The following is a 22,095-nucleotide window of genomic DNA, read 5'->3' as shown; positions in this document are numbered from 1 at the left end:
CCGCTTTGCGATATAAGTTGGAAAGAAGAGGTGCGATTTATTTTACGGTGTCGTCCGGTTTGGCGGGCTCTGCGGGCTGCGCCTGGGCGGCAGCCTTTGCAGCGAGCTTAGCCTGCTTTTTCTCCGCCCGGCGGGCCTTGCGGCGCTTGAGGGCGGGCCGTGCCACCAGCAGGATGGCAAGCACGATCAGTACCACCGGCCACAGGTAAACCACCACCAGGATGAGATCTTCGGCCCCATCCACAAAGCCGCGCCAGCCGCTGGTAACGGCTTCCACAAACTTTTCGCCAAAGGTGGTGGCGGTGGGGGTCAGTACCCGCACTTCCTGCAGGGAAATATCCACGGTGGAATAGCGCACCTGGTTATCCATCAGCCGCATCTGGCCGGTGTAGCTTTCCAGCTGATACTGCACATCCGAAAGCTGGCTTTCAATTTCCAGCAGGTCGGCGGTGGTTTCAGCTTTGTCGGCCAGGGCGTTCAGCCGGTCACGCTGGTCGTTCAGGGCTTTCAGGCGGGCTTCCACATCTACATACTCAGCGGTAATGTCCTGCGCGCTCTCGTTCAGCGAGGTCACGTTCCCGGCTTCCCCGGCGGCGGTCAAAAAGCTGCGGTAGTTTTCGGCGGGGATGCGCGCGGTGTAATAAGTATAGCGGCTGCCGGAATCCTTGCTGCCGCCCTGGTCAGTGCTTTCCAGGTAGCCGTTCGCGGCGGTTACGGCCTCCTGCAAGGCAGCGCGGGTGGTATCATAGTCGGTGGTTTCCATCCGCACGCTGGCGTTATACACGATCTTGCGGCTGCTTTCCACCGTGGAAGGATCCAGCATCGAGCTGGTCAGATCGTCTGAAGAAAAACTGCTGCTTTCCCCGGCTGCGGCGCTTTCGGCGCTGTAAGATTCATAGTCTCCGGCATCCTGGCTGCTAAAGGCGGCGGTATCGTTAGAAACAGCGGCGGAGTAGGTGCTGCGGCTGGTGGAACCGCAGGCAGCAAGGCTGAGCGCCAGCGCGGTGGATGCGGCAAGGCTGGCAAAGCGGGATAGTGTTGTATGTTTCATAGGGCACGCTCCTTATTGTGTTGTGTGGTAAGGGGTAAGCCAAAAGCAATATCTGCTTCCTTTACCAGTATAACACGGAAGTGGCACCGGAATGTTACAGCTTGATGTCAAAAAAAGCGGGGTGCGCCGCAAAACCGGCACACCCCACAAAAATAATTCTAATTATTCGGCTTTTTGACCAAGAACCTTGATGTCGTCATTATCCGCAAAGGCAATAGCGTTGTAACCAGCGGCTTCCAATGTGCCGAACTGCTTGCCCAGCTTTTTGGCCTGGGGCAGAACCGTCACATCATAGGCTGCGCGCAGGGCATCGGCCTTGGCCAGCACGGCGGCGAAATCGGCATCCTTCAGATACAGCAGAGCCAGCTTCTGCTTGGCACCGGGGATCTGGTAATCCTGCTCCAGCAGAATGCCGCAGACGCGCTCGAACCCGATGGAGAAGCCAACGGCGGGCACCTGCTGGCCAATGAACTTGCCAACCATATTGTCGTAGCGGCCGCCGCCTGCAACAGCGCCGCTGAACTGCGGGCAGGTCACTTCAAACACCATGCCGGTATAGTATCCCTGGCCGCGCACCAGGCTGGGGGCATAGGCAATGCCGTAACGGCCGTTGGCAATCTTTTCGGCGGTGGCGATGACATAGCGCAGGTCGGCGGTCAGGGTTTCGTCCCCAACGCGGGCGGTCACGGCGTCCAGGCTGAAATCCCCGGCGCGCAGGAACTCATCCAGCGCTTCCACAGCGGCGGCGTCAAACTCTTTTTCCAGCAGCTCTTTCTTTACGCCGTCTGCACCGATCTTATCCAGCTTGTCAAAGCTGATGCAGACGGAATCCAGCTGGTCAGCGGCAAAGCCCATCTTTTCCAGCATGGCGCGCAGGATGCGGCGGTCGTTGATGTTGACAGTGAAATCTTTGAAACCGATGCGCAGCAGAGCGCGAGTGGTCACATCGATCAGCTCCACCTCGGCATTGGGGGAAGAATCGCCCAGAATGTCGATATCACACTGCACAAACTCGCGCAGGCGGCCCTTCTGCGGGCGCTCGGCACGGTAAACGCGGTCGGTCTGGATCACCTTGAAGGGGTTGGGCAGCTCGTTGCGGTTGGCAGCGTAGTAACGGGAAAGCGGCAGGGTCAGGTCATAGCGCAGGCCCATATCGGAAAGCTGCTTTTCATCGCCGGAGCGCAGGGCAGCGGCCAGCTTTTCGCCGCGCTTGAGAACCTTAAAGATCAGGTTCAGGTTGTCGCCGCCATCGGATTTGTCCAGGTTTTCCATATCCTCCAGGATGGGGGTGGAAATACGCTGGAACCCGGCGGCACGGTAAGTATCCAAAATTTGGCCCTGAATGTAATCACGCAATGCCTGCTCGCGCGGCAAAAGGTCGCGCATGCCCTTCAACGGCTGTGTTTTCATGGTTGTTCCTCCCTATTATCTGCGCGGGCAGCGGCCCGCGGAAAGATCAAAAGATATACCTCTTTATCATATCTGTCCCGGCGTTTTTTGTCAACAAAAACGGGGCATACTGAAGCTGTATCAAACTGTGTGGAACTGGAAGGATAAGGAGGAAGAACACCATGCCAAAACAAAACGGCAACCCCAAAATTCTGGCCGCCGGTGCCGCCGTGCAGCTGCTGACCGGCATTCCGGCGGCGTGGGGCGTGTTCCAAAAGCCGGTCATGGCGCAGTACGGCTTTTCCCGCGGGCAGGCCATGCTCAGCTTTGCCATTCTGGTGGCAGGGTATGGCATCGGCTGTGCTATCGGCGGCTTTGTGCAGGATCAGCACGGCCCGCGCTATGCGGCCCTGTGGGGTACCGCGCTGCTGGGCGGCGGCAGCATGGGGGCAGCGCTGGTGCCGCAGGGCAATGCGGCGTTGTTCTTTTTGGTGTACAGCATCCCGGCGGGGGTAGGCAGCGCCTTTTTGGCCCCGGCGGTGCTGGCCTGCGCCCAAAAGTGGTATGCCAGCCGCAAAGGGCTGGCAACGGGGGTCAGCGGTGCGGCTATGGGGCTTTCCGGTGCGTTTTTAACCGTTTTTGTGGGTTTTGTGGAAAACCGCTGGGGGATGCGTGTCTGTTTTGCCGCGCTCGGTGTGGTGGTGCTGGCGGTGTGTGGGGCATCCGCCGCCGTGCTGCAAAATCCACCCCAGCCCGCCGGCCAGCCAAACGCAAAAGCGGCAAACGACCTGCCGCCCCACCAGATGGTGCGCACCACGCAGTACCGCCTGTGTGTTGCGGGGGTGGCGCTGGCAGCCCCGCCCATGCTGCTGTTCAGCCCGGAGATTCTGACCATTGCAGCGGACCGCGGCCTGCCGGAGCAGTGGGCGCCCCTGTGCGTGGCAGTGGGCAGTGCGGCCAGCGCAGCAGGGCGGTTGCTTTGCCCCGCTGCCAGTGACCACTGGGGCCGCAAACCAGTTTTGTACGGGGTGTATGCGGCCCTGGCGGCGGGCAGCATCGGGTTTGCCTTTGCGCAGGGGTGGTGGGTGCTGGCGGCTTACTGTGTGCTGACCTGCTTTTACTCCGGCGGCGCGGCGGTGCAGCCCGCCTTAAATACGGACCTGTTCGGCCTTGCCCATGCGGGGGTCAACTATGGCTTGATCGCCCTTGGCATGAGCGCCGGCAGCCTGCTGAGTTATGCGGGCAGCCAGCTGCTGGACCTGCCTGCCCGGCATATGCTGGCGGTAGCCAGTGCCGTGGCGGGCGGGATATGTTTCCTATTTGTAAAACCTGTAGCAACGGTTGAAAAGCAGCAGGGGAACGGGTAAAATAATACAAGGCAATACCGCATAATTCTAAGTGCCGATACGGCGAGCGAGGTGCGGCAGATGCCAAGCCAAAAGCGCAGATAATACTGGATGCTGCAAAGGTGAGCGCCGCCAGTGGCGGAAACAGCGAACCGAAGCAGGGGCAGCGGTCGCAGAGTGCGAGGGGCTTTTGCCCCCGAAGCACGATGCGGGTACCGCAACCCGACATTATCGAGCATTTTGGCAACGCAGATGCCGTGCCGCAGCTGCCGGAGCGGTGCTTAAGCCGCAAGGCGGGAATTGTGCGGTGTTGCCACTATACAGTTGCCCGCACGCCGCAAAGCCTGCGGGAAAAAGACCCGGAGGTAATTTGAACCATGCGTTCTGACCAACAGCAAGCGATCAACCGCTTGGCGGGCACCTCGGCAACCGCTTTTTTGTGCGCGGTGCTGTGCGTGTACCCGCTGTACATTGATAAATTTTCCAACCTTGGTGTGACCAAGTTCACCGGCTGTTTTACCCTGTTTCTCTTGTTCCTGCTCTGCCTGGTGGCCTGTACGGCCATTGGGGCCCGTGCGCCCCGCCCGCGCAACGCCAACGCCGGACGAGATGTAACCCTGTGGGGTGTGCTGGCCTTTGTAGGCACTAGCCTGATTTCCACCTTTATATCGCTTTCGCCCACGGCGTCCACCTGGGGGCTGGGGGGCTATTACGGCGGGCTGATGCTGGTGCTGTTTACCGCCGCCGGGTACTGGGCTGTGCGCAGCTACCTGGACCTTGAAAACCTGGATTTTGTTTTCTGGGTGCTGGGCATTACCACAAGCATTGTGGCAGTTTTGTATGTGCTCAACATCTTTAACATTGACCTTATCGGCGCGTATGCAGACACCGCCGTGGTGGAGCGCGCACAGTTTTTCTCAACCCTGGGGCAGAAGGACTTTAACGGCTGCTTTTTCTCGGTAGCACTGCCCATTGTGTTTTACCAGTTCCTGAACGCCAAAGATACCAGAACCGCTGTCTGGACCGGCATTCCGGCAGCGTTTGGCGCATTGGCGCTGGCCGTTGTGGATTCAGAGGCGCTTGCCCTGGGCATCGGCGCGGCGGTGATGGTGCTGGTCTGCCATAAAAACTTTACCACCCGCCACCTGCGCCGTGCGGCGCTCATCAGTGCGGCGTTCTTCGGCTGGGCTGCCTGGATGCATTACATGCGTGCCAACGTTTACACCCAGGGCGGCACCGCCCTGCTGGCCAAACTGGGTGCGTGGCAGGTGGCACTGCCCTGCATGGCGGCAAGCCTGCTGCTGTGGCTGGTGCTGTTTGTGCTGGCCCGCAAAGGCATTGCAGCGCAGGCCCCACTGTACCTGCCGGGGCGGGTCATCACCATTGCTGTGCTGGCGGTGGGGGCGTTGGCCTTTGTGCTGGCCAATGCAATGCCAAACCTGCCCCTGCCGGAAAGCCTGCATAACCTGCTGGTGTTCAACGATGACTGGGGTACCTACCGCGGCGTGGCCTGGCGCGCTGCGTTTGGCACCTGGGCGGACGGCAGCCTGCTGCGCAAGATTGTGGGCATTGGCCCCGGCATGATGCATACCGCCGTGGCCACCTGGGCAGGCGACGCCATGACAGCCCGCATGGCGACGTTTTATGCCGCGCATAACGAATATCTGGAACAGTTGCTGACGACCGGCATTCTTGGCTTGGCCGCCTGGCTGCTGCTGGTGGCGGCCCACCTGCGGCGCGGGGAACGGAGCTGGAACACTCCCGGCGTGGCCCCAGTCATGCTGGCGCTGTGCAGCTATCTGGCACAGGCGGTGGTATCCATCCGGGTATCCATGGTGTTTCCGCTGGTTATGCTGCTGTTCGGTGCGCTGGCGGCCCTGACAGCCCCGGAGCTGCCGCAGCTCGCCGCCCCCGCGCCCCGCGGCAAAAAGCAGCAAAAGCCGGAACCGCTGCCGCCTAAGAACGCCTGGTATTTTGCCAAAACCGTGCTGGCTGCTGTGTTGTGCATGGCAGTGGCAAGCGGCATTGCGCCGCTGCTGTTCGGCTTTCTGATGGGATAAAGCAAAGGAGGGGGGCACTGTGGCTGTGCTGCGCTCCTGCGCCCCGCTTTCTATTCCAATCTGCCGATTGGAATAGATTGTAGAATTCTTTTGACTGGTAAAAACGCCGCCCCGCAGGCAAAACGGGGCGGCGTTTTGCTGAATATGCAGAAAATGGCAAGAAAAATTTATCAAAAACAGACGGTTAGAAAAGACTAACATCTTGAAAAAAGGCCACTACCCTCGTATAATAAAATTAGCTGTGAAAAGCTTGACAATGGACGGCCGGAACGCACAGCCCCCGCGCAGGCTTGCTGATGTTTGTGCGGTGCAAATGGCACCGGCTTCCGACAATAATGCAAAGGAGAGAATATTATGATCGAATACTCCGCACAGGTCAACAATATGTGCCCGATCACGAAGGGTCCGAAGCATGGTCCCGCTCCCATCCCTGAAGAGGGCGAATGGGTCAAGGCCTATAAAATTGAGGACATCAGCGGCTATACCCACGGTGTGGGCTGGTGCGCACCCCAGCAGGGTACCTGCAAGCTGAGCCTGAACATCAAGAACGGCATCATTGAGGAAGCTTTGGTTGAAACCATCGGCTGCTCCGGCATGACCCATTCTGCTGCTATGGCTGGCGAGATCCTGCCCGGCAAGACCATCCTGGAAGCACTGAACACCGACCTCGTCTGCGACGCTATCAACGTTGCAATGCGTGAGCTGTTCCTGCAGATCGTTTACGGCCGCAGCCAGACCGCTTTCTCTGAGAACGGCCTGCCTGTCGGCGCTGGTCTGGATGACCTGGGCAAGGGCCTGCGTTCCATGACCGGTACCATCTTCTCCACCAAGGCCAAGGGCGTTCGCTACCTGGAGCTGACCGAGGGCTACATCCTCAAGACCGCTCTGGATAAAGACAACCAGGTCATCGGCTATCAGTTCGTCCGTCTGGGCAAAATGCTGGAAGCAATCCGCCATGGCATGGACCCGAAGGAAGCTTACGAGAAGAACATCGGCACTTACGGCCGCTTCTCTGCTGAGCAGGGCGCTGTCAAGTACATCGACCCGCGTGAAGAATAAGAGAGGGAGGAACATAGATTATGGCAACTTTTGAATCCCAGAATCGCCGTATGCCCAAGATCGAGGCCTGCCTGAAGGCCAACGGTCTGGAGAGCCTCGACGCCTGCAACGAGATGCTGCTGGCCAAGGGCATCGACTGCGATAAGATCATCCGCGGCATCCAGCCCATCTGCTTCGATAACGCCGTCTGGGCTTACACCCTGGGCACTGCCATTGCTGTCAAGCGCGGCCTGAAGAGTGCTGCTGACTGCGCTGCTGCCATCGGCGAAGGCCTGGAAGCTTTCACCATCCCCGGCTCTGTTGCTGAACAGCGTAAGGTTGGCCTGGGCCACGGCAACCTGGGTGCCATGCTGCTGCATGAGGATACCCATTGCTTCGCTTTCCTGGCTGGCCACGAATCCTTTGCTGCTGCTGAAGGCGCAATCGGCATTGCCCGTACCGCCAACAAGGTCCGCAAGGACCCCCTGCGTGTTATCCTGAACGGCCTGGGCAAGGATGCTGCCCAGATCATCAGCCGTATCAACGGTTTCACCTATGTCAAGACCGATTACGACTTCAAGACCGGCGAACTGAAGGTTGTTGAGACCATCCCGTACTCTGACGGCGAGCGCGCTGCTGTTAAGTGCTACGGCGCTAACGACGTTCTGGAAGGCGTTGCTATCATGAAGGCTGAGGGTGTTGAAGTTTCCATCACCGGTAACTCCACCAACCCGACCCGTTTCCAGCACCTGGTTGCAGGCACCTACAAGAAGTGGGCCCTGGAAAACGGCAAGAAGTACTTCTCCGTTGCTTCCGGCGGCGGCACGGGCCGTACCCTGCACCCGGATAACGTGGCAGCTGGCCCGGCTTCTTACGGCCTGACCGACTCCATGGGCCGTATGCACGGCGATGCCCAGTTTGCTGGTTCCTCCTCTGTGCCCGCTCACGTTGAGATGATGGGCCTGATCGGTGCCGGCAACAACCCGATGGTTGGCATGACCGTTGCCTGCGCTGTTGCAGCTTCCCAGGTAAACGCCTGAGTCAACAGCAATAACTTAATTAGCGATTGAAAAAGCGCCCGATGCAGATTTTCTGTATCGGGCGCTTTTGTTGAATTAGAAATTAGGAATGAGAAGTAGGAATTGGAGATGGGGCGGAGGGATTCTTAATGAATAAAGAATAAATAATAAAGAATAATTGTGGTGAACCGCGGCGCAGAAGCGCCGCTTAGAAAATTTTAGGGCAATACCACATAATTCTAAGTGCCGATACGGCGAGCGAGGTGCGGCAGATGCTAAGCCAAAAGCGCAGATAATACTGGATGCTGCAAAGGTGAGCGCCGCCAGTGGCGGAAACAGCGAACCGAAGCAGGGGCAGCGGTCGCAGAGTGCGAGGGGCTTTTGCCCCCGAAGCGCGATGCGGGTACCGCAACCCGACATTATCGAGCATTTTGACAACGCAGATGCCGTGCCGCAGCCGCCGAAGCGGTGCTTAAGCCGCTAGGCGGGAATTGTGCGGTGTTGCCTTATCATTTGCGTTATGAATCCCCAGATAGCAGTAGGGCGGGGTCACCTGACCCCGCCGAAACTTTGTTTAATGAGCTGCTAAAAATGTGCGGCAAACGCAACGCCTAAAACAAACGCAAAACAATGCCCGGAAAGCGCACAACCCCAAATTACAGCTCAATCTCCTGCAGACGCAGCAACGCCAGAATATAAATCTTCAACGCTTCAATCAGCTTTTCAAACGGGGTGCCCTCGTTGGCACCGTGCATGGGACCGGCGAATTCCGGCAGCTCAATGTCGGTATGCTCCGGGCCAAAGCTGACGGCATACGGGAAGTGACGCGCATAGGTACCGCCGCCCATGGTAAAGGGCTTTTTGTTTTCGCCGGTCACATCGTTGTAGGTGGTGATCAGCGTTTGGATGGCCGGGCTGTCCGCTGCAATGTAGAACGGCACGCGGGAAGATACATCCTCCAGCGTGGCAGCGGTGCCACACACCTGGGTCATCATTTCGGTCAGGTGCTCCGCGGTGGTGGAAGTCGGGTAGCGGCAGTCAAAGCTCTGGCGCAGGCGGCCATCCTTCATCTCGATGGTGCCGCCAATGATGGTCAGCGGGTCAAACACATCGTCGCTGGCGGCAATGCCCAAGGCGCTGCCGTCCGTGGTGGCGTGCAGGGTGTGCAGCACCTGCAGATAAGTGGTCTCGGCCGGGGAGCAGACCTTGCTTTCCAGCAGGCAGGTAACGATCAGCCCAATAGCGTTTACGGTGCCTTGCGGCATGGCGGCGTGGCCGCTTTTGCCCCAACCGCGGATGATGGTGGTGCCGTTCTCACCAGCTTCAAAGGTCACGCCCTCGGTCTGTTTCAGGGCGCTTTCCGGCAGGCGAACGGTGCAGGCTGCGCGGTCGGGCACAGCGTTATGGGCAACGCCGCCCACAAAATCAACGATTACACCGTTTTCCAGCACGGGGCTGACTAGCTCGCCGCCAAAACCGCCTTTTTCGCCGTTGCATACCGGGAACTCGGCGTCCGGGGTAAAGCAGAAAGCGGGCTGCTCAAAGTGGGCGGCAAAATAGTCTACATCGTGCATGTTGGTTTCCTCGTTGGCACCCAGCAGGGCTCGCACGGGGTACTTGAGGGTAACGCCGTTGTCTTTCAGGTATTTCAGGGCATACAGGCACAAAATGCTGGGGCCTTTGTCGTCGGCCACGCCGCGGCCCAGCAGCCAGCCATCCCGCACGCGCACGGTGTAGGGGTCAGCATCCCAGCCGTTGCCCTCGGGCACAACGTCGGTGTGGGTGATGGTAGCCAGATACTTCTGGCCGTCTGCAATGGGGCCGGTCTGCGCCCAGCCGATGTAACCTTCGGCGTTGTGGGTGTCCAGGCCAAGCTCTGCGGCAATTTCCAGGGCTTTGTCCAGCGCAGCCTTGGGGCCTTTGCCAAACGGTGCGCCCGGCTCCGGCGTGCCCTCAACGCTCGGTACAGCCACAAGGCGGGTAATATCACGTAGAATGTTATCACGGTTATTTTCTGCAAATGCGTCAATCGACGCCCAGCGGGAATCTAGCATGGGGTTATCCTCCTGATTCAGCTGCCGGTACGGCAGACAAATTTGTATACAGCTATTATAACACGAACAGGCCAAACTGCAAGCAGCAGGCTGGCCGGGGACAAAATGGCAGTTATTTGTCCTTTGATTTGCCAAACACAAGGCAGAGCCCAGCGATGCCAACGCACAGTCCGACAAATGCAAACGGAATATCTGACATGCTGGGAAAAATCGTATCATTCAGTCCATCCTGCGCGCAGCTGAGCAGAATGCCGAACAATAGCAATGCGATACCTTTGATTTTGTCTTCCATTGGGAACCTCCTACATTTGATTGTGGTAAAAAAGTTACGATATGGCAGTACGTTTGATATGGGCAGGTTTTATGTTCTCATCTCAAAGCGCTCTTTTCATCATTTTGGGGTGGACGGACATAACGCAGCATGCCTTCTTCGCAGGCACCGAATCGTAAATAGTTGAATTTTGCTTCATTCAGTGTTATTCCATGGTTAGAGTCGCTGGGTTCATCATTAGAAGCAATGAATGGGTCATTCTCCCAAAAACAGACAGGGCAAATATACCCGCAGTCTTCGCCTGGTGAAACGTTATAGGTGAAATATCCACAACAAGGACATTGATATTTTTTCAAGATATGATTACCTCTGCAAACTGGAATTTGTCGGGTTCTTTACATAGATAAAATATTAATTTTTCTTTCCACACCTAAAAAAAATAAAGTCTGGCTGATGAATAACTCCTCCAAACATATCTGGTCGCTTTTCTCTAATTGATTCTGGTACTTTTGATTCCTGACATTCCTCAATAATAAATCCAGCAGAAACAATATCATTTATTAATGTTGAAATCGTTCTATGATAAAGTTCATATTCATCTACTACCCAATGAATAACACGCTTACCCTCTATTCCGTAATTTCGTAGATTAGCATATAATCTTTCTCCAGTTTCTGTTCTGGTATATCTGTCAAAAGTCCCATCATATGCTGTACTTATTGGGTGTGACATCGAAAAAACACATTTGCCATTTTCATTCAAGTGACTATAAATCTGTTTCATAAGCCTTTCAAAATTTTCTACATAATCAAAAGCCAATGAACTTGTAATAACATCAAACTTTTCCTCTAAATCATCCAATTCTTCAAAAGCCAGTCTTCTGTATTCAATATTAGAGGCAGCATTATTTTTTCTTGCATATGCTAACATTTTTTCCGATATATCAATTCCAAGAACGGATAACGCCCCTTTCTTTGAATATTGAAGTGCATGTTGCCCCATACCACATCCAATATCTAATACTTTCTTTTTATATAGTTCAGGTATCATTCCTAATATTATTGGTGTCTCAATAATATCATTAAAATTGATTTCTTTGCTACGTATTTTCTCGAAGTTTTCGTAAAATAAATCATTATCATAAATATTTTGTTTTGACATTCTGCAACCAGCCTTTCATATAAAAAATTATTTTTTGTTTTCTTCTACTTCCATCTTCTTGTCTTTCGGGCAACAAGCATCCTTCTCTTTCAGCTCGGTCAATCCCGATTTGCGAAACACAAGTTTATTTTTCTTCCATTTTGTCTAAAAGCAGATTGATTTTTTGAGAATCAAGTATGTGCAGGAAATAATGAGAGAGATTAACAGTGTGACTGTTGTATAAAGTGGGTAAAAATAAGAGTTTATAAAGTCATCTCCACCAGGAATCAGTGACCCAACAAGTCCACCGAATAGAAGATTTCCATATAAGAAAACAAAAAGCTGATACATCCAAACATGACTGCTTTAGATGATGGTTTCATATTGAAAATACCTCCTATTCCAGATAAAACACCCCATCGGGGTTATAACTCGTTCCGTCCGCAGTGATTTCAATGCCGTAGTGGTCGTAAACATTTCCCTCAGTATCCATATCGATCCAGCGGTTGTTCAGATCCTGCTCACTCATCATGCAATAGCCAACGCACGCCGGATCGTTAAAGTAAAATACATAACCCGGCTCCTGCTTCTGGTAGCCGACACAGATGACCCAGTGCCCCTCGGCCAAATAGGTGTCCGCATCATCGGAATTTTGGGTGTTGTAGCCATCCTCTGCCGCGGCCCATGCCTGAATGCAGAGCAGCACAGGGTGCCCCTGGTACAGAGCCGAAGCCAGTTCTGGCGTGGTTCGGTTCTCCTTTGCCGTGACGGTTACGCCGTTTTCCTCAAAAATGCTGACAATGCTGCCTGGCGGGGTTCCGGCTTCCTCGTTGGTGCCAAGTTCTTCCTCATAGGCGGCAAGGTTCCAATCGGCCTGGTATGGGTCCAGCCAGTTCATCACCATCTGCACGCAGGTGGTCCCGCAGGTGTAGCCGCCATACTGGCGCAGGTTCGGCATGTCGATAAAGACATCGGCATCCTGGGTCTGCCCGTCATAGGGTGGCTGAAGGGATGACTGTTCCGCAGCTGGCCCTGTGCAGGCGGATAACAGGAAACATGCGGCACAGGCAAAAGTGCCAAGGATCAAGATGCCGTATCGCTTTTCCATTTGGCTCGCTCCTTACTATTTGATACATAGGATCAATGATTTTCTGTGGATTGCTTTTTGAAAAAATGGAAACCGCAAAGCAGCCCCGACCGCAGTGCTGTGTACGTTCCCACCCTGACGCTGCCGAATGATTGAATCAGGAAAGCCCGAGTCTGCGCCTGCTGTTCGATTTTCATGGTGTCAGTCTCCCTTGCAGTCCGGTCCTTAACCCCGGCAGACCGGCTACAAACTTCTCGATTTCTGCGTTCACAAAGGCCGGATTATCGGCATTGGAATTGTGCCCCGCATCCTTGACCCAGGTCAGCGGCAGATGTTCGCCCGCAGCCCACATCGGGTTGTAGCGCTTGGTAGCGCCGGTTTTGTCGTGCTCGCCGCACAGCAGGATGCAGGGGCAGGTGATATCGTACCCAAGGTCTGCCCCAATGGCCCCGGTCAGCATGATGAACCCGTGTTTCATCAGCCCGCAGAACTCATCCCGGCTGTACTGGGCCACCATCTCGCGCATGTTCTGTTGGGCATATTCGGTAATGCCAATGCCCTGCGCAGCGGCATTGCGCAGCATTTTCCAGGGCATGGCGCTGTAAACGGGGGCCATATGGTTCAGCATCCAGAACTCTTTGTCGCTCATGTATTTGCGCTTGAGCGGGGCGGAGTCAATAGAAACAAAGCCGCGCACCTCGCCGGGGTAAGCCTGAATGTACGCCTGTGAAAGATACCCGCCGACCGACTGTCCCACCAGCACCGGTGCGGTGATGCCCTCCGCCTGCAGGATGGCATGCAGCCAGGCGGCCTTTTGCGCCAGGGTGAAGTCCATCACAAAGGGGCGGGATTTGCCGTGGCCGGGGGCATCCCAGGCAAGCAGGTTATAGGTGGATTCAAACGCTTCGACCTGTTTGTCAAACAGGCGGTGATCCGCCGTCAGGCCGGGCAGGAACACCAGCACCGCCCGCCCCGGTTGGAAATCATTCATCCAGTAGTGGATTACGCCGTTTGGCACTGCGTGAGTTTTTTCTGTCATTTTTGGTATCCCTCCCGGTGTGGTTTTCTGGTTCTATTGTAGCATAACTGCGGCGCAAATGCATTGCCGGGCGCAGATTTTATAAGGCAATACCGCATAATTCTAAGTGCCGCAGCCGCCGGAGCGGTGCTTAAGCCGTCAGGCGGAAATTGTGCGGTGTTGCCATAAGGAAAAGCCGGGCGGTGGAGAAACCGCAGGGAGGCGCCGTCTGATTCTTGCGTTTTACTGCAAATTGTGCTATATTTAAAATTCAGGATATCCTAGTGTTTTCCTTGGATATTCGGGATAGGACACAAACGAAATGAGGTAAGTTGGATGGGACTTTGGGCAGACGCAAAAAACATCCGGGACAAGGACCCTGCTGCACGCAATGTGGCGGAGGTCATCATTTTGTACCCCGGTTTCCATGTGCTGGTAACGCACAAAATCGCACATTTTTTGTACTGTCACAAGTGTTTCTTCCTGGCGCGCCTCATCAGCCAGCTGGCCCGCCACCTGACCGGCATCGAGATCCACCCCGGTGCCAAGATCGGCAACCGGCTGTTCATTGACCACGGTATGGGCATCGTGTTCGGCGAAACGACAGAAATCGGTGATAACTGCACCATCTACCACGGCGTTACCCTGGGCGGCACCGGCAAGGATTCCGGCAAGCGCCACCCCACATTGGGCAATAACGTGCTGATCGGTGCCGGTGCCAAGGTGCTTGGCCCGGTGTATATCGGGGATAATGTCCGTGTCGGCGCGGGCAGTGTGGTGCTCAAAAATCTGCCGGCCAATACCACCGCGGTCGGTGTTCCGGCCGAAGTGGTCCGCGTGCGCGGCAGCCAATCCTGCCCGGCGGACGACCTGGACCAGCAGGCGCTGCCCGATGTGCTCAGCAACCGCATCAGCGCACTGGAAGCCCGCTTGAGCCGCATGGAAGCCGCCATGCAGGGCGAGTACCCGCCCGACAAACCGCGTTTTGCCGCCCCGGAAATGGACGGTGTACCGCCGCAAGATCCGCATACAGAAGAATAATTCAGGGCAACACCGCACAATTCCCGCCTAGCGGCTTAAGCACCGCTCCGGCGGCTGCGGCACGGCATCTGCGTTGCCAAAATGCTCGATAATGTCGGGTTGCGGTACCCGCATCATGCTTCGGGGGCAAAAGCCCCTCGCACTCTGCGACCGCTGCCCCTGCTTCGGTTCGCTGTTTCCGCCACTGGCGGCGCTCACCTTTGCAGCATCCAGTATTATCTGCGCTTTTGGCTTAGCAGCTGCCGCACCTCGCTCGCCGTATCGGCACTTAGAATTATGCGGTATTGCCTCAGAAGAATTTCAAGCTCTCTGCCCCACTTTTGGGTAGAGAGTTTTTTACTTTGCCGCAATTTTTCTGCTTTTTATTTGGGCAGGTGCTACCCAAATGCGGTATTATCTGCTATAATAAACGTGATTTTGATAATAAAGAGGGGTGCCTGTCATGAAAGCTGTTATCACTGTTATCGGCCACGATACCGTGGGTGTTGTTGCCCGCGTAAGTGCCGTGTGTGCCGAGCTGAACATCAACATTGAGGATATTACCCAGAGTATCCTGCAGGATATGTTCTGCATGATTATGCTGGTGGATATCTCTGCCTGCGCAAGCGAACCGGCCGAAATCCGCGCCCGTTTTGACACATTGGGCCAGGAGATGGGAATGCAGGTCACTGTGACTCGGCAGGAAGTCTTTGACGCGATGCACAAGGTGTAAGGGGGCACACGATGAAAATTCTGAACAGCGGCGATATCTTGGAAACCATCGAGATGCTGACCGCAGAAAACCTTGATGTGCGTACCGTTACCATGGGCATCAGCCTGTTGGACTGCATTGATCCCGATGGCAAAAAAGCCTGTGAGAAAATCTATAACAAAATCACCCGTCTGGCGGGGAACCTGGTTCCCGTTGTCAACAAGATCAGCGCGGACTATGGCATTCCCATTGTCAACAAGCGCATCAGCGTAACGCCCATCGCCATGCTGCTGGGCGCTGCACCGGACGCCGACCCCGTGTGGTTTGCCAAAACGCTGGATGCCGCTGCCAAGGCGGTCGGCGTCAACTTTATCGGCGGTTACGGTGCTTTGGTGCATAAGGGCTTTTCCGCCGGCGATGTGCGTTTGATCGAAAGCATTCCCCGTGCACTGGCCGAAACCGACCTGGTCTGCTCCAGCGTCAACATCGGTTCCACCAAATCCGGCATCAATATGGACGCCGTTGGCCTGATGGGCCGCGTGGTGCGCCAGACCGCCGAGCTGACCAAAGATAACATGTGCATGGGCGATGCCAAACTGGTGGTTTTCTGCAATGCACCCGAAGATAACCCGTTTATGGCCGGTGCTTTCCACGGCCCTGGAGAGCCGGACTGCGAGATCCATGTCGGCGTTTCCGGCCCCGGTGCGGTGCGCGCCGCTCTGGCCAAGCTGCCCAAGGATGCCCCGATGGATCAGGTGGCAGAGCTTGTCAAGCGCACGGCGTTCAAAATCACCCGTTTGGGCCAGCTGGTGGCCAACCTGGCCAGCGAACAGCTGGGTGTGCCCGCGGGCATCATTGATCTGTCCTTGGCGCCGACCCCGGCTATTGGCGATAGTGTTGCCAACATTCTGGAAGAAATGGGTCTGGAAAGCTGCGGCTGCTGCGGCACCACCGCCTGCCTTGCCATGCTGAACGACGCCGTGAAAAAGGGCGGCGTAATGGCATCCAACCATGTGGGCGGCCTGTCCGGCGCATTCATCCCGGTATCTGAGGATGACGGCATGATCAAGGCAGCCGAATGCGGCAGCCTGACGCTGGAAAAGCTGGAAGCCATGACCGCCGTCTGCTCCGTTGGCATTGACATGGTGGTTATCCCCGGCGATACCACCGCCGAGGTCATCAGCGGTCTGATTGCAGACGAAGCCGCCATCGGCATGGTCAACAGCAAGACCACCGCTGTGCGCGTGATCCCCGCCATTGGCCACAAGGCCGGCGATGTTCTGGACTTTGGCGGCCTGCTGGGCCACGCCCCCATCATGCCCATCAGCCAGTACAGCCCCGCCGTTATGATCCACCGCGGCGGCCGCATTCCCGCACCGATGCAGGCATTGAAAAATTAAAGAATCAATCAATAAATAATATATACAAAAGAGCCATACCAGGCAGGAGAAGCGCCTGGTATGGCTCTTTTGTATAGTATATTGAATGTGAAAGATGCAGGAATGAGGATGGTTTCTATACAATTTGTAGGGGCCGATGCTTGCCGTCGGCCCCTACAAATGTTTTTTAAGGCAATACCGCATAATTCTAAGTGCCGATACGGCGAGCGAGGTGCGGCAGATGCTAAGCCAAAAGCGCAGATAATACTGGATGCTGCAAAGGTGAGCGCTGCCAGTGGCGGAAACAGCGAACCGAAGCAGGGGCAGCGGTCGCAGAGTGCGAGGGGCTTTTGCCCCCGAAGCACGATGCGGGTACCGCAACCCGACATTATCGAGCATTTTGGCAACGCAGATGCCGTGCCGCAGCCGCCGAAGCAGTGCTTAAGCCGCTAGGCGGGAATTGTGCGGTGTTGCCCTAATTCCCAATCAAAGCACTCCCTGCTCCATCTTTGCCTTTACCTCAAACAGGTCCTTGCAGCAATCGTCATACAGGCTGCGCATTTCGTCGGTTACGGGCAAAAGGTCGGGCACCATCACGGTTTCGGCACCGCTGGCGTGGCCGGCGCGGATGCCGTTGTGGCTGTCCTCCAGCACCATGCAGTCATGGATGTCCACCTTAATGCGGCGGGCGGCTTCCAGAAAGATATCCGGCGCGGGTTTGCAGAGCTTGACCTCGTTGCCGCACACGATATCATGGAAATAGCGGGCGGTGCCGGTGGTCTGCAAATTCAGCTCGACCATGGTGCGCGGGCTGGAACTTGCCACAATGCGGGGCATGCCCAGATCTTCCAGGTAGGACAGCAGTTCTTTCAGGCCGGGCTTGCAGGGCACGCCCTTTTTGATCTGCTCGCCGCCGTATGCCCACACGGCATGCAGCAGTTCCTCGGCTTTGTCGCCGTAATAGCCGGCAATGTACTGGAGCTGGTGCTCCCCGGCCAGGCCGCGGCCATTGGAATAAAACTCCGGCGGCGGGTCCGGCAGGCTCATCTTGCGGCAGCAGGGGCTCCAGAACTGGTCCCAGATGCGCTCCGTGTCAAACATCAGGCCGTCCATATCAAAAATAACGCCTTTTACTTTCGGTGCCATAGTGTGTGATCCCTCTTCTTGTCTTTGCAAATGCTGCCCGGCGCTGTGGCCGGGCGCGACTTATGCTATTATTGTACCCCATAAAATGGGGTGGTGCAATCAAAAAGTAGTCAAATTTTGCATAAAAGCTGCAAATGTGTGCAGAAAGCGGGAAAATAGCTCTTGTATTTGCCACTTTAGAGCGTTATAATAATTACAATTTCGCACCACAATCAGGTTTGTGCGAACCTTCATGCGGTGCTGAATAAGGAGAGTAGGAAATAATGTTGGATATCAAAATTGTTCGTACTACTGAACCGAAGGCAAAGCCGCAGGACGAAAGCAAGCTTGGCTTCGGCAAGATTTTTACCGACCATATGTTCCTGATGGACTATACCGCCGGTGAAGGCTGGCATGACGCCCGCGTTGTGCCGTATGCCTCCCTGCCGATGGACCCCGCTACCGTGGTGTTCCATTACGCACAGGAAATTTTTGAGGGCATGAAGGCCTACCGCACTGCTGACGGCAGTGTGCAGCTGTTCCGCCCCGATTGCAATGCAAAGCGTTTCCAGGATTCTGCTGACCGTCTCTGCATCCCCAAGATCCCGGTTGAGGATTTTGTTCAGGCTGTTGAGACCCTGGTTGACGTTGACCGTGACTGGGTTCCCCACAGCGACGGCGCAAGCTTGTACATCCGCCCGTTCGTGTTTGCAAACGATGTCGGCCTGGGCGTGCATGCTTCCAAGCATTACCTGTTCTGCATCATCTGCGCACCTTCCGGCGCTTACTATGCCGAGGGCCTGGATCCCGTCCGCATTTATGTTGAGGACGAGTACATCCGTGCAGCCCCGGGCCTGACCGGCTTTACCAAGTGCGGCGGCAACTACGCTGCTTCCATCAAGGCTGGCGAGCTTGCCGAGGAAAAGGGCTTCAGCCAGGTTCTGTGGCTGGATGGCGTTGAGAAGAAGTATGTGGAAGAAGTCGGCTCTATGAACATCATGTTCAAGATCGACGGCAAGATCTACACCGCTGCCTGCACCGGCACTGTTCTGCCCGGCGTTACCCGCCGCTCCATCATTGAGCTGCTCAAGGATTGGGGTTACGAGGTTATCGAGGGCAAACTGGCCATTGCTGATGTGATGAAGGCTGCCGAGGAAGGCAAGCTGGAAGAAGTGTTCGGCACCGGCACCGCAGCTGTTGTCAGCCCCGTTAAGGAGCTGGATTGGGAAGGCAAGGTTGCCAACATCAGCGGCGGCAAGATCGGCCCCCTGACCCAGAAGCTGTACGATACCCTGACCGGTATCCAGTGGGGGAAGCTGCCTGATACCAAGGGCTGGACCGTCAAGGTTGAACCGAAGGTCTGATTCGGCCCGGAACTGAATAAAAACAACAGCGCACGGAACGGCACAAAGTGCAGCTCCGTGCGCTGTTTTATTTTGTACACCACGCGAAAACACATGGTAAAACTGCACAAAAATGCAGTGCATAATTTTTGCAGGTTGTACATTGAACCCCTTGCATTTTGTGCGGGAATATTGTATTATACTAGCAAGAAGCAAAGGCGCTTTGGAATAGCAGATCCGCTGCTTCCAAGGCGCATTTTGTTTTTTAATTAAGTATTTCCCTAAAAAGAAGAGGCTTGCCAGAGCGCCCCGGATTGAGCTTACGAGCTCATCAGTAGAGGGGTGGGTTATCGTTTTAAGGCAAAAATCGGGGACGCTCTGTTTTTCTCCTTCTTTTTAATAAAACCCGAACGGGGCAGTGGCCGTTCGGGTTTTATTTTTTGCCTTTTTTATTGTGCGGTATATTGGATCACCATGGCCGCGCGGGTTGGCGTGCTGCCGGGGTTATGGTAGGTGTGGCACTGGTCGGCATGGTAATACGCGCAGCTGGGGCTTGAAAAGCCCAGCGCATCCTTTGCCACCCCCACAGTGGAACAGCTTGCCGCGTGGCGCAGAATGGCGAAAAATGAGTACCACATCAAAGTGGTATCTTACCAGTAAAAAAACAAAAGCACCGCCAACCCCAGGGGGGCGGGCGGTGCAAAGGGTTATGCGTTATTTGCCGGCCAGCAAAATGCCCAGCACGGCTTTTTCTACATGCAGGCGGTTTTCGGCTTCATCAAAAATCTCGTCTGCGTGGGTTTCAAAAACGTCGGGGGTGATCTCCTCGCCGCGGTGGGCGGGCAGGGGATGCTGCACGATACAGTCCGGCTTGGCCAGTGCCATGCGGGCTGCATCCAGGCAGAAGCCGCTGAAATCCCGGCGGCGGCGCTCGGTTTCGCGCTCCATGCCCATGCTGGTCCACACATCGGTGAACAGCACATCGGCACCGCGGGCGGCTTCGTCCGGGGCGGTGGTCAGCTTAAAGTGGTCGCCATATTCCCGCGCAAAGAAGAGCACATCGGCGGAGGGACGGTAGCCGTTCGGGCAGGCAATGGTAAAGTCCATGCCCATCATCAGGCAGCCCACGATCAGGCTGTTGGCCATGTTGTAGCCATCGCCCACAAAACCGGCTTTCAGCCCGGCCAGTTTGCCCTTGTACTCCCGCACCGTCATCAGGTCAGTCAACACCTGCAGGGGATGGGCGTAATCGGTCATGCCGGAAACTACCGGCACGCCGCTGTACCTGGCCAGGGCGTCCACATCACTCTGCTTAAAGGTGCGGTACACAATAGCATCGTAATAGCGGCCCAGCACGCGGGCGGTATCCTGGATCGGCTCGCCGCGGGCGATCTGCATGTCAGCGGCGCTCAGATAGGTGCCAAGGCCGCCCATCTGGTAGATGCCGACCTCCAGGCTGGTGCGGGTGCGGGTGGAATGCTTGCCAAACATCAGGGCAATGGCCTTGCCCTGCAGATCCTTGGGGTCAGTGCCTGCTTTGTGCAGGCGCTTGTATTCATCGGCGACATCCAGAATGTGGATGATCTCATCGGGGGTCAGGCTGCTTAACTTGAGTAAATGCTCCATGAAAACCCTCCTGATCAGTTACATGGATGAAAGCACGTCATCCAGAATAGCCAGTGCCTTGGCAACGTCTGCTTCGCTCAAAATCAGCGGGGGCAGCAGGCGCAGGCGGGTCTTGGCGGTCAGCACCAGAAGGCCCTTGCGCTCGCAGGCAGCACGCACATCGGCGGCTTTTACGTCATCGGCAAAGGCAATGCCGACCATCAGGCCCATGCCGCTGACAGATGCGACATGCGGCAGAGAGGCAAGACCCTCCCGCAGCTGGGCAGCGCGGGCGTTGACGTTGCGCATGAACGCATCATCCATGGCATCCAGCACAGCGCAGCCGCCTGCACAGACGACCGGGTTGCCGCCAAAGGTGGAACCGTGAGAGCCGGGACCCATGGTATCGGCAACCTTTTTGCTTGCCAGTACGGCACCGATGGGCAGACCGCCGCCCAGCCCCTTGGCCAGGGTGACGAGATCCGGCTTCAGGCCGAACTGCTCGCAGGCCAAGAAAGTGCCGGTACGGCCCACGCCGGTCTGTACTTCGTCCACAATAATCAAAATATCGTGGGCGTGGCAGTAGTCGGCAACGCTCTGCACATAGTCGGCGTCCAGCGCAACCACGCCGCCTTCGCCCTGTACCATCTCCATCATAACAGCGCAGACAGAATCATCCACAGCGGCCTTGAATGTGTCAAAATCGTTGGCGGGGATGTAGCCGAAGTTAGCGGGGAAGGGGCCGAAATCCTTGTGGAAAACATCCTGGCCGGTGGCGGTCAGGGTGGCAAGGGTGCGGCCATGGAACGAGTTGACCAGCGTCAGAACTTTGTTGCGGTCGGGACCATAGGTGGTCACACTGTATTTGCGGGCGCACTTGATGGCACCTTCGTTGGCTTCGGCACCAGAGTTGCCGAAAAACACCTGGTCAAGCCCGGTGCGGGCGCACAGCCGCTTGGCCAGCTTGCCGCAGGGGGCGGTGTAATACAGGTTGGAAGAATGCTGCAAACGGGTGGCCTGCATGGTAACGGCCTGTACCCAGGCCGGGTGGCAGTAGCCCAGCGCGTTTACGCCAATGCCGGAGGTAAAGTCCAGATAGGCTTTGCCGTCTGCATCATAGGCATACATGCCCTCGCCGTGCTCCAGCACCAGCGGGCTGCGGGCATAGGTGTGCATGATGTATTTCTGGTCACGTTTGATGACTTTTTCGGTATTCATGGTATTCCCTCCTTGGGAGGTCTGGAATGGTTGGCAGCCGGATTATTCAGGAATAAACCTAAGGCAGCACCGCACAATTCCCGCCTGACGGCTTAAGCACCGCTCCGGCGGCTGCGGCACGGCATCTGCGTTGCCAAAATGCTCGATAAGACATCCAGTATTATCTGCGCTTTTGGCTTAGCATCTGCCGCACCTCGCTCGTCGTATCGGCACTTAGAAT

The 22,095-nt window shown here is 56.1% G+C and carries 22 protein-coding genes; 9 read left to right on the top strand and 13 right to left on the bottom strand.

What is annotated here, in order from left to right:
* Positions 1 to 37 precede the first annotated feature (37 nt).
* Positions 38 to 1,051, bottom strand: coding sequence for a DUF4349 domain-containing protein (locus PG062_RS03405; RefSeq protein WP_270751143.1), 1,014 nt, complete (start codon positions 1,049 to 1,051; stop codon positions 38 to 40).
* A gap of 162 nt (positions 1,052 to 1,213) precedes the next feature.
* Positions 1,214 to 2,461 carry a histidine--tRNA ligase gene (gene hisS, locus PG062_RS03400; RefSeq protein WP_270751142.1) on the bottom strand — a complete coding sequence of 416 codons (1,248 nt, stop codon included), beginning with the start codon at positions 2,459 to 2,461 and terminating at the stop codon, positions 1,214 to 1,216.
* A 161-nt stretch (positions 2,462 to 2,622) separates the two neighbouring features.
* Here hisS and PG062_RS03395 point away from each other — a divergent pair, with 161 nt between their 5' ends.
* From PG062_RS03395 to PG062_RS03375, 5 genes are all read left to right on the top strand, one after another.
* On the top strand, positions 2,623 to 3,807 hold the full coding sequence (locus tag PG062_RS03395) for an MFS transporter (RefSeq protein WP_114000067.1): 1,185 nt from the start codon (positions 2,623 to 2,625) through the stop codon (positions 3,805 to 3,807).
* Between the two features lie 185 nt (positions 3,808 to 3,992).
* The gene (locus tag PG062_RS03390) at positions 3,993 to 4,160 is read left to right on the top strand and encodes a hypothetical protein (RefSeq protein ID WP_270751140.1); all 168 of its coding nucleotides are present in this window, start codon (positions 3,993 to 3,995) and stop codon (positions 4,158 to 4,160) included.
* A 3-nt stretch (positions 4,161 to 4,163) separates the two neighbouring features.
* Complete coding sequence (locus PG062_RS03385) at positions 4,164 to 5,846, top strand: hypothetical protein (protein WP_270751139.1); 1,683 nt, start codon at positions 4,164 to 4,166, stop codon at positions 5,844 to 5,846.
* A 357-nt stretch (positions 5,847 to 6,203) separates the two neighbouring features.
* A complete protein-coding gene (locus PG062_RS03380) occupies positions 6,204 to 6,905 on the top strand; it encodes an iron-sulfur cluster assembly scaffold protein (RefSeq protein WP_114000086.1) in 702 nt (233 codons plus the stop codon).
* A gap of 20 nt (positions 6,906 to 6,925) precedes the next feature.
* Positions 6,926 to 7,924, top strand: coding sequence for a GGGtGRT protein (locus tag PG062_RS03375; RefSeq protein WP_270751137.1), 999 nt, complete (start codon positions 6,926 to 6,928; stop codon positions 7,922 to 7,924).
* Between the two features lie 635 nt (positions 7,925 to 8,559).
* Here the strand turns inward: PG062_RS03375 and PG062_RS03370 are convergent.
* The 7 genes from PG062_RS03370 to PG062_RS03340 all read right to left on the bottom strand — a co-directional run bounded on the left by PG062_RS03370 (position 8,560) and on the right by PG062_RS03340 (position 13,494).
* The gene (locus PG062_RS03370; protein ID WP_270751136.1) at positions 8,560 to 9,957 is read right to left on the bottom strand and encodes a Sapep family Mn(2+)-dependent dipeptidase; all 1,398 of its coding nucleotides are present in this window, start codon (positions 9,955 to 9,957) and stop codon (positions 8,560 to 8,562) included.
* Between the two features lie 112 nt (positions 9,958 to 10,069).
* On the bottom strand, positions 10,070 to 10,249 hold the full coding sequence (locus PG062_RS03365; RefSeq protein ID WP_270751134.1) for a hypothetical protein: 180 nt from the start codon (positions 10,247 to 10,249) through the stop codon (positions 10,070 to 10,072).
* A gap of 77 nt (positions 10,250 to 10,326) precedes the next feature.
* Entirely contained in the window at positions 10,327 to 10,584 is a 258-nt protein-coding gene (locus tag PG062_RS03360; RefSeq protein ID WP_114001244.1) for a CPCC family cysteine-rich protein, read from the bottom strand.
* Between the two features lie 55 nt (positions 10,585 to 10,639).
* On the bottom strand, positions 10,640 to 11,389 hold the full coding sequence (locus PG062_RS03355) for a class I SAM-dependent methyltransferase (protein WP_178425352.1): 750 nt from the start codon (positions 11,387 to 11,389) through the stop codon (positions 10,640 to 10,642).
* Positions 11,390 to 11,765: 376 nt separating this feature from the next.
* Entirely contained in the window at positions 11,766 to 12,476 is a 711-nt protein-coding gene (locus tag PG062_RS03350) for a C39 family peptidase (protein WP_270751132.1), read from the bottom strand.
* Between the two features lie 32 nt (positions 12,477 to 12,508).
* Complete coding sequence (locus PG062_RS03345; protein ID WP_270751131.1) at positions 12,509 to 12,652, bottom strand: hypothetical protein; 144 nt, start codon at positions 12,650 to 12,652, stop codon at positions 12,509 to 12,511.
* Positions 12,649 to 13,494, bottom strand: coding sequence for an alpha/beta fold hydrolase (locus PG062_RS03340; protein ID WP_270751129.1), 846 nt, complete (start codon positions 13,492 to 13,494; stop codon positions 12,649 to 12,651). Before PG062_RS03340 ends, PG062_RS03345 begins: the two co-directional genes overlap by 4 nt.
* Positions 13,495 to 13,809: 315 nt before the next feature.
* Here PG062_RS03340 and epsC point away from each other — a divergent pair, with 315 nt between their 5' ends.
* The 3 genes from epsC to PG062_RS03325 all read left to right on the top strand — a co-directional run bounded on the left by epsC (position 13,810) and on the right by PG062_RS03325 (position 16,605).
* Positions 13,810 to 14,514: a serine O-acetyltransferase EpsC gene (epsC, locus tag PG062_RS03335; RefSeq protein WP_270751127.1), complete on the top strand. Its 705-nt coding sequence runs from the start codon at positions 13,810 to 13,812 to the stop codon at positions 14,512 to 14,514.
* 442 nt (positions 14,515 to 14,956) lie between these two features.
* On the top strand, positions 14,957 to 15,226 hold the full coding sequence (locus PG062_RS03330) for an ACT domain-containing protein (protein ID WP_114001159.1): 270 nt from the start codon (positions 14,957 to 14,959) through the stop codon (positions 15,224 to 15,226).
* An 11-nt stretch (positions 15,227 to 15,237) separates the two neighbouring features.
* A complete protein-coding gene (locus PG062_RS03325) occupies positions 15,238 to 16,605 on the top strand; it encodes a PFL family protein (protein WP_199488129.1) in 1,368 nt (455 codons plus the stop codon).
* 465 nt (positions 16,606 to 17,070) lie between these two features.
* Here PG062_RS03325 and PG062_RS03320 read toward each other — a convergent pair whose 3' ends face one another.
* Positions 17,071 to 17,730: an HAD family hydrolase gene (locus PG062_RS03320; RefSeq protein ID WP_114001160.1), complete on the bottom strand. Its 660-nt coding sequence runs from the start codon at positions 17,728 to 17,730 to the stop codon at positions 17,071 to 17,073.
* Between the two features lie 263 nt (positions 17,731 to 17,993).
* Here PG062_RS03320 and PG062_RS03315 point away from each other — a divergent pair, with 263 nt between their 5' ends.
* Positions 17,994 to 19,073, top strand: coding sequence for a branched-chain amino acid aminotransferase (locus tag PG062_RS03315; protein WP_114001161.1), 1,080 nt, complete (start codon positions 17,994 to 17,996; stop codon positions 19,071 to 19,073).
* 428 nt (positions 19,074 to 19,501) lie between these two features.
* On the opposite strand, the gene PG062_RS03310 is transcribed toward PG062_RS03315, so the two are convergent.
* The 3 genes from PG062_RS03310 to PG062_RS03300 all read right to left on the bottom strand — a co-directional run bounded on the left by PG062_RS03310 (position 19,502) and on the right by PG062_RS03300 (position 21,875).
* A complete protein-coding gene (locus tag PG062_RS03310) occupies positions 19,502 to 19,690 on the bottom strand; it encodes a cupin domain-containing protein (RefSeq protein WP_114001148.1) in 189 nt (62 codons plus the stop codon).
* A gap of 76 nt (positions 19,691 to 19,766) precedes the next feature.
* Positions 19,767 to 20,678, bottom strand: a complete 912-nt coding sequence (gene argF, locus PG062_RS03305) for an ornithine carbamoyltransferase (protein ID WP_270751121.1) — start codon at positions 20,676 to 20,678, stop codon at positions 19,767 to 19,769.
* A gap of 18 nt (positions 20,679 to 20,696) precedes the next feature.
* Positions 20,697 to 21,875 carry an aspartate aminotransferase family protein gene (locus PG062_RS03300; RefSeq protein WP_270751119.1) on the bottom strand — a complete coding sequence of 393 codons (1,179 nt, stop codon included), beginning with the start codon at positions 21,873 to 21,875 and terminating at the stop codon, positions 20,697 to 20,699.
* Positions 21,876 to 22,095 lie beyond the last annotated feature (220 nt).

This window comes from Gemmiger qucibialis (assembly GCF_027689445.1).
GTDB classification, from domain to species: domain Bacteria; phylum Bacillota; class Clostridia; order Oscillospirales; family Ruminococcaceae; genus Gemmiger; species Gemmiger qucibialis.
This window is presented reverse-complemented; position numbering and strand designations above follow the sequence as displayed.